Source organism: Bartonella sp. AA56HLJMS, from assembly GCF_042197145.1.
In the GTDB taxonomy this organism is placed as follows: Bacteria; Pseudomonadota; Alphaproteobacteria; order Rhizobiales; family Rhizobiaceae; genus Bartonella.
Genome location: NZ_JBHIRL010000017.1, coordinates 20057 through 30979, shown reverse-complemented (window position 1 = coordinate 30979; position 10923 = coordinate 20057). Strand labels below are relative to the sequence as shown.

The 10923-nt window shown below is 38.5% G+C and carries 11 protein-coding genes; 1 reads left to right on the top strand and 10 read right to left on the bottom strand.

All coding sequences use genetic code 11. The features are described 5' to 3' along the window. Positions 1–166 precede the first annotated feature (166 nt). The 10 genes from ACFINI_RS08135 to ACFINI_RS08090 form a co-directional block, all read right to left on the bottom strand. Positions 167–268: a DUF2087 domain-containing protein gene (locus ACFINI_RS08135; RefSeq protein ID WP_375612583.1), complete on the bottom strand. Its 102-nt coding sequence runs from the start codon at positions 266–268 to the stop codon at positions 167–169. After that, positions 247–585: a hypothetical protein gene (locus ACFINI_RS08130; protein WP_375647564.1), complete on the bottom strand. Its 339-nt coding sequence runs from the start codon at positions 583–585 to the stop codon at positions 247–249. The genes ACFINI_RS08135 and ACFINI_RS08130 overlap by 22 nt, the downstream gene beginning before the upstream one ends. Before the next feature lie 114 nt (positions 586–699). Continuing rightward, entirely contained in the window at positions 700–864 is a 165-nt protein-coding gene (locus ACFINI_RS08125; RefSeq protein WP_375621760.1) for a hypothetical protein, read from the bottom strand. Positions 865–873: 9 nt separating this feature from the next. Further along, entirely contained in the window at positions 874–2028 is a 1155-nt protein-coding gene (locus tag ACFINI_RS08120; RefSeq protein ID WP_375647560.1) for an MFS transporter, read from the bottom strand. A gap of 532 nt (positions 2029–2560) precedes the next feature. Further along, positions 2561–3799: a DUF2087 domain-containing protein gene (locus tag ACFINI_RS08115; RefSeq protein ID WP_375621762.1), complete on the bottom strand. Its 1239-nt coding sequence runs from the start codon at positions 3797–3799 to the stop codon at positions 2561–2563. Positions 3800–3809: 10 nt separating this feature from the next. Continuing rightward, positions 3810–4484, bottom strand: a complete 675-nt coding sequence (locus tag ACFINI_RS08110; RefSeq protein ID WP_375621763.1) for a hypothetical protein — start codon at positions 4482–4484, stop codon at positions 3810–3812. Between the two features lie 215 nt (positions 4485–4699). Beyond that, positions 4700–5899 carry an MFS transporter gene (locus ACFINI_RS08105; RefSeq protein ID WP_375647556.1) on the bottom strand — a complete coding sequence of 400 codons (1200 nt, stop codon included), beginning with the start codon at positions 5897–5899 and terminating at the stop codon, positions 4700–4702. Continuing rightward, positions 5896–7086: a hypothetical protein gene (locus tag ACFINI_RS08100; RefSeq protein ID WP_375647551.1), complete on the bottom strand. Its 1191-nt coding sequence runs from the start codon at positions 7084–7086 to the stop codon at positions 5896–5898. Before ACFINI_RS08100 ends, ACFINI_RS08105 begins: the two co-directional genes overlap by 4 nt. A gap of 63 nt (positions 7087–7149) precedes the next feature. After that, positions 7150–7299, bottom strand: coding sequence for a hypothetical protein (locus ACFINI_RS08095; protein WP_375641282.1), 150 nt, complete (start codon positions 7297–7299; stop codon positions 7150–7152). A 231-nt stretch (positions 7300–7530) separates the two neighbouring features. After that, the gene (locus ACFINI_RS08090) at positions 7531–8619 is read right to left on the bottom strand and encodes a DUF3792 domain-containing protein (RefSeq protein WP_375647546.1); all 1089 of its coding nucleotides are present in this window, start codon (positions 8617–8619) and stop codon (positions 7531–7533) included. A 1036-nt stretch (positions 8620–9655) separates the two neighbouring features. Here ACFINI_RS08090 and ACFINI_RS08085 point away from each other — a divergent pair. Further along, positions 9656–10852 (top strand): multidrug effflux MFS transporter, encoded by a 1197-nt coding sequence (locus ACFINI_RS08085; protein ID WP_375621720.1) that lies wholly within the window; start codon positions 9656–9658, stop codon positions 10850–10852. Positions 10853–10923 lie beyond the last annotated feature (71 nt).

Here is a 10923-nt window from a genome sequence, read left to right as displayed (position 1 = left end):
ATCTGCTAACTTTTTGTAACAAAAAACTGCAAACAATTCCTTGAACTCCAAACTATCTATACCACTAAATACTAAGGGGGGCGCATAGCTGGCCTAAACTCTCTTTACAGAAAACAAAAAAACAAAACGCTGCATAAGAAAAACTCAAATGCTTGAATTTTTTCTTTCAACGTATGCGCTGATATTTGCTTGCATATCGTCTTAAAAATCCATTTTCCACCAAGATTCGTCTTAATCTCGCAAAATCTAAAGTAAAAAGGCTACATATTTTTGATGTTTCCGTTTCGCGATAGTTTTTCCTATTTTAAATGCTTCTGCAATTTTTGTAAGTATATCTTCTGTTTCTAAATGGTGATCGCTAAAAATTTCCATATTTCGTACATTTTTATCTTCTAGCGCTTGCCATAATTTATCGATTGCTTGAAATCCCTCTGTTGTGTTTTGAATAAGACCAAGGTTTAAAAGGCGATTAATAGATTTGTGAATGTTTTTGGTCTCTGAATTGACAAGTTTGAGGATATCAGAAAGAATTTTAGCACCAAGTATAATAACAGTATAGACAGCGCGTAGTGTCGGTGAGGTCATGGCAGAAATGAGCGAATTATAAGAAAAATGATTTGGCTGTATTGCACATGGATATCAATAGAATATTATTCGTGCAGAATGTAGCTACCTTACGCTTGTCTACCCCATAATCCTTTAAGCTATGAGACAATTTGCAACGGCGTTTACAGAGCAATCTTTAAAGACCGTTTTGAGCTTTTTTGCCGCAGAGTGTGTTACAAAATCATAATTGAGTGATTTATGGCGAAGTGTTTTGAGTGCTCTTGTTGTGCCACTGGTTGCAAAAACTATATGTGACATGGAAGCTGCTTATTTTTTCGTTTGCATGAGGCAAAGGCAAGAAGCAAAGGCGGAGGCACCAACAATCATGCAAAAGGTGAAAGCGATATGATTGTTGAAATGGCTGATAATCCATCCACTTGTCCATGAGCCGGCGGCTTGGCCAATATTTGAAATAACAAGAATATAACTGAAAAGAACACTGGCAGAGAGGGATGGGGTTGTTTTCCCTGCTTGATAGTATATTTCTGGAATCATGATAGATTCATAGACACTGTAGGCAATTAACGCAGTCACAGCGGTAAAGACCCCACCTATGAGGAAAAATGAGGAGAAACTTCCCATAAAGCAGAGCAGATAAAAAGTTGATTTATCGGAAAGGCTGAGATGTTTATTAATTATTCCTTGCCAGATACAAATACTGATGCCAACAATTGAAAAGAAAATTCCACTATAAGGGGCGAGATTGCTGTCAAATTTACTGAGAAGTGTTGTGGTGGTGATGAAAATTCCCATGAGGAATGCACACAGCAAAGCCGTGACCAGCAAATAAGCAATAGAACGATTATGTATTATTGTTTTTAAAGAAGAAAGAAGAGCTTTTTTTGTTTTTTTATTCTTTTCAAGAGATAATGTTTTATTTGGGTAATGATAAACAATTTGAATGGATAGAACACAAAGATACAAACCAATGAGTGCAAAAAAAACCATTAAGAAGGTTGATGCGTTGTATTTTATAGCACTCGTTGCAACAAGAGGGGCGATAACGACAGCAGCATTTTGAAAAAAAGAATAGAGAGTTAATGCGCGCTTAAGAGCATTTTTATTCAGATGTTCTGATAAAATTTCTCTCAAAAATGGCTTTGAAATTGCTTTCGAAAAAGCCATTAAGGTAAAAAAGATCAACCATGCAGAAGGTGTGAGCGATAGGATAATGCACACAAAAGCGCTACTCCTTAAAATAAAGGCGGTAGCCATTAAGAGTTTACGCGAAAATCTTTCTAATAAACCTGTTGTGGTTACCATGAGAATGCTTTCAAGGATTACCGATCCAGCGAGATAAAAAGCAACATTGGCAGCAGTTATGAGAGAAGAGTTTCCAAGCAGAGGGAGTACAAAGAAAAAGGAAAATTCAGAAAGAAAAACTGTGCTATAGATGAAAAAAGGAATTTTATTTTTGCCCATGGAATTTCCATAGAAGTGTTGTTAAATGATCAAAGACATTTTGTTGTATCTTTTGAGGAAGTTTTGCCAGCCCTATTTCTGCTGTGCACATTTCGTTGAAATAGTATCTTTCTTGATTCACTAGCCAGTCCAATGCAAGAATATTGTTTTTTCTACGATGTTTTTAGAAATATCGAGCATGATTTGGATTGAGCAACAACACTGTGCCCGGATGTTCGCGCAACAATCGTAAGATCCATTGAGACCTTGATCCTATATCTTCTCCTGATGGTTTTGACTATTTCTAATTCTTTTTGATAACCACCCAATCCTTTTTGATAACCAATTGGCATCCCGCATTCTTGTTCTTCCCCATTGCATCTCTTGCGAAGAGAGCACGCTAATCTCATCTCCATAGATTGTCAACATATGAATGGGATGAATGATTTTGTAACCTTTTAATGAAATTATATTTTTTTAGTGGAAGGTTATTCATTCTCTTGAAATAGAGAAGAAAAACGATAGAGTTCGCTAATCATTTTTCAATTCTCTTTTAGCGCATGCGTTGATATTTGCCTCCATGGCGTTGTAAAAAACCTCTCTCAACAAGAGTGCGTCGTAATCGGGCAAAGTCTATCGTAAAGAGGTTGCATATCTTGGAAACTTCCGTTTCGCTATAGATTTTTTCCTTCTGAAAGGCTTCACCAATTTTTGATAGCATCTCTTCTGTTTCTAAATGGCGGTCGCTTAAATTTTCCCTATTCCGCTCATGTTTATTTTCTAGCATTTTCCACACTGTCTCTTCGGCTTGAAATCCTTCTGTTGTGTTGTGAATAAGTCCGAGATTCAAAAGGCGATTGATGGATTTGTGAATGTTTTTGGCATCTGAATCGACATGTTTGAGGATATCAGTAAGATTTTTTGCACCAAGGATAATGGCGGCATAAACAGTACGCAGTGTCGGTGAGGTCATGGCAGAGATCAGTGAATTGCGTGTGCTGCGTTTGTGAAGGGTTTCTTTCCCCATGGGCAAAAGATCATTGCGAATGGGAATTTCATTGATTTCTATGAGTTCTGCTTGGAGCGATTGTGCGCGTACAATTTGTTCGGCTGGGGTGCGTTTGCGAATAATCCCCAGACCACTTTGGCGATATTTGTGGTTTTCGGGGAGTGTTAAAGCTTCATAGGAGCCATCAAGCCGGTAGAGAATTTCTTCCCACAAAGGAGTTCTGACGCGTCGAACCCGCTGTTCGCCATTGAGAGCAATTGTTGTTGTTATGGTTGGTTCATGTAGACAAAGATAACCACCCGCGGTGATGTGTTCCCAAAGGGTTATAACAAATCGCACATCATCTGCGGGAGTACCAGCATCAAGCCAAGCAAAATCTATTGGTCCCCAAGATTTGAGCGTTTCATCATCAAGAGAGAAAAAATTCTCATGGATAAATGTTACAGTATCTTTTTCAATACCGCCTTGAAGCAGTTCTTGCCATGCTTCTTCGGCTGATTGACCTTCGACTGTAAAATCATCAATGGTGATAAGCCGAGGTTCGTAATTCTCAAGGATTCCTGAAGGATCAAGCAAAGCTGTGCGCTCTTCCCAGGTGGAAGATTCTAAAAGTTTTTTATCTTGTTGCCATGCTTGTTTTGCTTTTTGCAGTGCTTTAGCAATCAAGCGCGTACTATCACCAGCACCGATTTCAATGACTGTGCGCGGTCTTGCCATTTGAATAAGCGCATAAATGAGCTGTGCACTATTTTCTGTTCCCATGCCAGGTCTTATCAGCTGCATCTTTTTATCCTTATAATTTTACCAATCGTAGCATTCCTGCTTTTATAAAAAACTTTATTGAATCCTCTAGCGGATATTGAATACGTATTGGTGTGGTGGCTTGCTTCAAGAGATGTTTTGTTTTTTCATGAAGCCGGATTGTACGCCCATTGAGTTGATTAATGGCAAGACTGCCAAGAGAAGAATCTATGATAATACATGTTGGCTCTCGTAAAAGAGCGGTTGCATCATTTTCTGAAAATGCTTTTTGATCTGTTTCGATGAGACCGTGTCGTAAAAGTGATATCAAAAGACTTCCAGAGGCAAGAAGAGTACCATTGAATTGTATTTCCCTCAGTGATTGGACAAGGCAGCCTTCACGAAGTGCTTCAAATGTGGGAAAGTCGAATCCGCCAAATGCCGCTCCTTTTGTAGAAACAATGGTGATGGGTTGTATTTGCCGTTTGCCAATGAGTGCTGGTTTGTTTTTTATTATTTGTACATCTTTTGCCCATTGAACGCGTGATAAAGGATTGAGTTCACTTGGGTAGACAGCGAAAGAATTGATGGCTATGGGCGGCGTTGGTTTTTGCAATTCAAGTGTGTGGGAGCTCTCATGACAATCATGTCGCATATAGTCTGCCAGTTGCCACACATAGCCGCCTGTTCCATTGTAAAAGTTTAAGCCTATAGGATCTTGTTGCATGATGTTATCGTTTTTTTTTTACTTTAAAATATCAAGCTTTGGGGAGGGTTGTTAGTTGCTCTACATTAAAGAGTGGTTTATCAAAGTCCTATTGGGTTGGTATGGGGTTGCATGGGATACAACGATTTGATAGGGATTTTATTGAAATTTGATTGGGTGGTGATTGTCATGTCCTTTTGTGGTGTATGGTTTGCTTGAGAAAAACGCCTCGTCCACTAACCATTATCAAATTCTCTCTGTTTTTTTTGTACGGCACTGTTCAAGATAAAACCTAAGATGCCTGTGATCATTGTGGCGATGCCAATGATAAACAGTGTGCTTTGGGTGTGATGCACTTTTACAAAACCGGCTCCTAGAAAGCCAAGGCACACCGCTGTTTGTATGATAAAGATATAGGCAGGCATTTGGTTGTTTCGGTGTTCTTTCTGAATGGCTTTCATCATAAAACTTGCCATCAGAGCATTTTGCACGCCGTTAGCACCCCCAAGGATGAAAAATGACAGCATCATTAACCATACAATATGTGTTAAGGAAAAGCAGAAAATTGCAAAACCAATGATTGCAGCGGCAAGTGATGCTCCAGCGGCATTACCAAAGCGATGAAAAAGGCTGGAGAAACAGAGTGGACCAACCACGAGGCCAAGACTTAACATGCTTGTGATTACCCCATAGGTTTCTGCACTGAAGTACAGCTCAGTGCGGATGCGGACAATCGATAAGACGTTGAGAGCAGAGGTGAGGATGATGGTAATGATGAGGGGAGAAAGAGCATAGACAACATTTTTTTTACGCAAGAGACCCGTTAAATCTAGCCCTTTTTTGCTGTTTTGCGTTGTGTTTGTCGTTTGTGTATGAATTTTAAAACTTTTAAAACAGAAGAGAGTGATAAAGGTAGCAAAAAGAACCATGATTGACAACACAAACAATCCTTTTTGCCCGTTTGATATTCCATACAACACGCCCCCTAACAATGGTCCGGCAATATAGCCAAGATTACGAACTGTTTGGATAATGCGGTTGATACGGTCTAATTGCTGATCATTGGTTGCAAATTCTGGGACGGAAACGAGGATAGCAGACCAAAAGAGTGAACCAGCACAACCTAGTGCGAAAGAAAGGGCAATATAAACCCAAAATTGGTTGGCGATTGCAGCTGTGGCTATAAAGAGTGCTTCAAACAATAAAACAATGGGTATTGTTCGCGCTGGTTGGAAGCGATGCAAGAGGCGTGGTGCAATTGGTCCGGCACAAATTGCCCCGACAAGCCCTGCAAACAGCAGCATTGAAATAGATGCTGTGCTTTCTGCTAAGTGTAGAGCAAATGTAACTTGTGCTGTTTCATCGGCAAAGCTGCTAAAGCCCAAAACAAGGAAAAGTCCCATTTGGGTAAAAATCATGGATTTTTTCTTTGTCACAATGCTCCCCAACATGCTAAAGCTTTTACAGCTTTTAAAATTTCCTTCTGTGCTGTGTCATGTGGTTTATCATTTAATTTTGCTAGATCTAATTTTTTTCCTGATGAAAGTTGAGAAAGGAAATGTTCTAGATGAGAGCTATACTCAAAACTGGCGCAATGCCCATTTGCTGCGATGAGCAGTTCTTTTGTTTCAGTTAAGGGCACCCATTGCAGGGTTGCAGGTGGGCGAAGAGTGATTTCATTTTCAATTTCGGAGACGTCAACAAGGGGGCGCTTGACACATAAACGTGAACTTGTATCACAAATTAATTGAGAAACCAGCATATGGCGTTTTAAGGTACCATTTGCGATGGCGGAGTTTAGTGCAGAGTGTTGAAAAGCATTATCAGGGTTTAAATTTGCTCTTCCTGATGCGCGGATATCATGTCGCGTTCGATCATCAAGATGGAGTAAATGCGTGACATAATTTTTATGATGTTGTGCATCGTGTGCTGTTTCCCAAAAAGCAATATTGATATTTGCCGCGATATTTTTTCCAGTTTCAGCAACGTGGAAAGCATCATGAGGAAAGTAGGCAACACGGTCTGTACGGTTTTGCAGCGCAATTGCTGTTAATTTATGCGCTTCATATTCAGGATATTTTAGCCCTTGGAGGTCTTCTCGTGTACTGGGCCATGCAAACATTGTTTTGCCATCTTGTAGAGTAAAACCAAAATTATGAGCGTGATCTACATGGATCCCAACATGGGTAGAAGAATACCGGCCGATGAAGCAGTCAATATCTACGCGTCCACCAGGCCTAAAACCTAAAGAATGAGCTAATTGATCTGCAAATTGTTTTGCCACATCCCATAGAACAGGGGTTGCAGCGTATAATCCATAATACATGACCGCCCATTCTTGTCCTTCGGCATATTGGTCAACGCGGGCAGTATATTCTTCTATAGTTCTATCCGTATCTAAAACAAGAAAGTTTGAAAGAGGACGTGGACTCCGCACTCCATTAACCACTGTTACTACTTCGGATTTAGGATTAAGAGCTAAGAGTTTATGAGGATGTAGAGCGTATTGTCTTAAAGCATTCAAAACATCCCTTTCATCGAAAGGGATGTGTGAAATTGATAATTCAGCTGCTTGCTTAGCCCAAATTTTTTGAGAAAAGCTCTCTGAAAATAACTGAAACATGCACTTAAATATACTTAATTTTAAAGTTAGATATGTAAATAGATCTGTATCAACAATACATTATTAAACTTCTAACGAACCATTCACATCAAGCTCATTTTGACAAATTTGAATATCGTTACGCTGTGCATACTTAGTAAGCATTGCAGTTGGCACAACTTCGTCAGCAGTCAATTCAACAGCATCTTTTACTTCATTAAGTGAAATATTCATGTATTTCCCCCCTTATAGTTGATAAAAAAACAATGATAACCAAAATAAAAAAATTACCACTTATTTCCTCTTAGTATAGATTTTATTTTTTGTCAAATGTTATGTTGATTGCAAAGAGCATTTTAAATAAGAGGGCTGAATTTTAGAGTGATTAAGAAGAATTTACAAAAAAAGCTGCATTATGCGTGCAGCTTTTTATGTATTTGCTTTAAAGGTAGACAGGTAGACGTTTTAAAGCATGAAAGTGTCCTTACGGCTTCTATAACCATAATAGCCAAAAACACTGGAAATAATGGCGCCTACCAGACTTCCTAAAAAGCCCCACCACCCCATATTGGAGGCTGTTTTTGTGGCTTTAGTCGCAGTGTTTTTGGCGCCCTTGATCGTATCCTCAAGATTGTCTGAAAGTGTTTCTGCCCGTTCTTCAAGGACTTTTATGGCTTTTTCGGTTTTTTCTTCTGCGCTTTGATAGAGTTGAACAGCATGGTTGGCTGCTGTTTGTGCATCCGAACGGGACATGCCATCTTTTATGAGCGCGTTGATGATATCACTTCGATCAAATTTTGTCGTGAGATCTTCTACACGATCAGACAGGCGCTCACCAAGATTTTTTAAAGTGGTGCGATAGTAAGAAGGATCATTTTTGAAAGCTGTTATCGCAGAACCAATATCATTGAGTGCAGCTTGATAGGTTTGTTTCAAGCGATCAGGGTTGAGAGCAGGAATGTCGCTTTTATTGAGAAGGGTGCGCAATTCACTCCCAAGCTGGTCAAAATTGATGCCATTGTCACTATTTTTTGCAAAAAACTTTTCAAGACTTTCACTGTTTAAGTTTGCAAGTATAGGGGAAATATTGTTTTTTAGGCTGTCTACGGTTTGTTGGACCATGGAGCTGTTTTCTAGAGCCGTTTTAGCTCCTATCTTTGCTGTACTAGAAACCACGTGGATGGCTTGGAGGGTCATCAGCAATGTTATGAGAGCCCAAGTGAGAAAGCCATGAAGAATCCCTGAGGTTTCAGCAAAACGTCCAGCTACAAAGCCTCCCAAGGCTAGGCTAATCAGTGTAACGATAACAGAACCCACGCCAAAGGAGAGGAAAGAGCCTTCAAATGGGGTTGAAGAAGTGAAATCCATTTGGCTTAAGCCTAAAGCTGCAACCAGAAAAGAGAGGCAGATTGAGGTGGCAAGAGCCGTCACCAGTCCCGCAAAGATTGCGGACCATGAAATGGGTGTGTGAAAGAGTGAATATTTTTCTTCTAGAGATGTTTCTCCTAGAAAATTCGTATCGAATGGTGTGTTTTCAGGAATGCGAGTTTCCATGTTTTATCTCCTTGAATATGCTGGAGATACAATGCCTTTTTGCTAATTATGTTCCAAAAGTGAATAGATATGCGCCAAAAAGGAATAGGAAAATACTTTAAACAAATGTTTGTTATGAGAAGTAAAATGTGGCTATACAATCCAAAAGACCTCACTTATGTCTGAAAAAAAGCGGGCTATCCGTATACTATTATCATATTATCATCGAATTTCTCATGAGAGAGAATAATTTAAAAAACTGGATACTATCGTTTATTGGTTTCTAGCTTATAAAGTAGGGGGTATATCTGCTTATTTTTATAAAAGTGTTACTGTTTTTATGGGAAGAATATTTATAAAATGAGATTAGAAGGCGCATTTGAAGATAAAAATAAATATCAGTAATGTTCAATTCATAGTGTTATAAAAGATCATGGATTAAGTTAAATAAAAAGCTTATTGAATTGTTATGACATCATATTTGTTAATATGTTACACGATAATTTTTTGATATTTATCTTAGATGAAGAGTTTTATGAAATGAGTAAGATATATTTGGTTGTGAGTTGGTTTGCAGAGAAAGCATTATATTTTATGGTATAGGGGATAGATCAAGATTTTTTACACAATTATTTGTGTTGATAGGGGCTTCAAGCTATTGTTGTGTTATGCGCCGTCTTTATACCATAGTGATTTTGGGGTAGAGACGTTAGAGATTATTTTTCTGCTTTGCGTTTTGTCGATCAACTTTGATGGATATTGTATAGAAAGTGGGACTGTTGCCGTGGAGAGAGAGATTATGCTTTTACTTATAATATCAATGAAAAAAGCAGCGGAAGATTACGGCAAAGTATTTGTACAGGAGAGCTTAGTTAGGGAATAACTTTTTAGCTCGTGAAGTTTGTAAAATAAAATGCTTTCTATAAGAAAAATAATATTTTTATAAAGTAAAATAATAACACTTTTAATAATTATTATTTGCATATATAAGCATAAAATATAATTATATTTAATTATAATACTATTTAATAACTACCTAAAAAGTGTGATTTTCTTTATGACTCATAAATATAACTTGCTATTTATTATACTTATCGTATGTTTATCGACGGGAGGATTGATTTCTACCGATATTTTTTTACCAGCACTGGGCGATATGCGTCAATATTATCAAGTGACACAATCTCAAATTCAAAGTGCAGTGGCGGTTTTTTTGTTGGCATTGGCACTTGGACAGCTCATTTATGGGCCGCTGAGTGATAATTTTGGGCGTAAAAAAACACTTCTATTGGGCTTATTCTTGTGGTTATTTACGACACTTGGTGTGATTTATACGGTTCATATTCACGCTTTTCTTGTGTTACGTTTTTTGCAAGGTCTTGGTGCTTGTGCGGGACTTGTCTTAAGTCGTGCAATTATCAATGATTTGTTGGATAAAAAAGCGGCTGGAAAACTTTATTTGATTGTTTTCCCTTTTATTGGAATGTCGCCAGCACTTGCACCTTTCATTGGTGGACTTTTGATACAGGCTTTTCATTGGCAGGCAACTTTTATCTTTTTAAGCTTTTTTATATTTTTGACCATTTTGCTATGTTGTTTTGTGCTAAGCGAAACTCTACCCCCTCAAAAACGGCAGCATTTTTCTCCGGTAGGATTGATGAAGGCATATTTAGGTGTTTTCAGAAATAAACAATTTATTTTTTATGCACTTATTCCGTGTTTTTCTTACGCTGCCTATTTTGCTTATATTGTGGAGTCGCCTTTTTTACTCACGACTTTGGGGTTATCACCGATACACATTAGTTATAGCTATATTGGTGTCTCGTTTCCCTATATTTTGGGAAATCTTTTGGCGCGATGGTTTTTTGAACGCGAGTCTATGGAAAAAACTGTGGGGAGAGGGTACATTATTTTTGTGATAGGTGGTGTGCTGTTTGCTTTGCAAATGTATCTAAGCCCATGGCCCCTTGTGACAAGTTTTATGGCTATTGCTGTTCTTACTTTTGGAAATGGTTTTTTATTGCCGTTAGGAACAGCGTTGGCTATTTCATCGCATCCGAAAGCTGCGGGAGCGGCTTCTGGTGTTATGGGATCTTTGCAATTAGGAAGTGCGGCACTCAGTGCAGCGGTTATCGGAAAAATCTCTGGTCATAGCCCACGGGCTATGGCAACTTTGTTAGCTGTGTGTTGTATGATTGGTTTTATCATTTATATTCAAAAAGCGCGTCATTTTATGACTTCAGAAATAAGCTGAGTAAATGATAAAAAGAAAGCATTATGCGGAAATGCTTTTGATGTTTTACACAAATGGGGCACCTGTACATT

Excerpts from the sequence above, each read along its gene's own strand:
- ACFINI_RS08120 (WP_375647560.1), bottom strand. The coding sequence starts at position 2,028 with ATGGGCAAAAATAAAATTCCTTTTTTCATCTATAGCACAGTTTTTCTT.
- ACFINI_RS08130 (WP_375647564.1), bottom strand. The coding sequence starts at position 585 with ATGACCTCACCGACACTACGCGCTGTCTATACTGTTATTATACTTGGT.
- ACFINI_RS08125 (WP_375621760.1), bottom strand. The coding sequence starts at position 864 with ATGTCACATATAGTTTTTGCAACCAGTGGCACAACAAGAGCACTCAAA.
- ACFINI_RS08115 (WP_375621762.1), bottom strand. The coding sequence starts at position 3,799 with ATGCAGCTGATAAGACCTGGCATGGGAACAGAAAATAGTGCACAGCTC.
- ACFINI_RS08085 (WP_375621720.1), top strand. The coding sequence starts at position 9,656 with ATGACTCATAAATATAACTTGCTATTTATTATACTTATCGTATGTTTA.
- ACFINI_RS08100 (WP_375647551.1), bottom strand. The coding sequence starts at position 7,086 with ATGTTTCAGTTATTTTCAGAGAGCTTTTCTCAAAAAATTTGGGCTAAG.
- ACFINI_RS08095 (WP_375641282.1), bottom strand. The coding sequence starts at position 7,299 with ATGAATATTTCACTTAATGAAGTAAAAGATGCTGTTGAATTGACTGCT.
- ACFINI_RS08090 (WP_375647546.1), bottom strand. The coding sequence starts at position 8,619 with ATGGAAACTCGCATTCCTGAAAACACACCATTCGATACGAATTTTCTA.
- ACFINI_RS08110 (WP_375621763.1), bottom strand. The coding sequence starts at position 4,484 with ATGCAACAAGATCCTATAGGCTTAAACTTTTACAATGGAACAGGCGGC.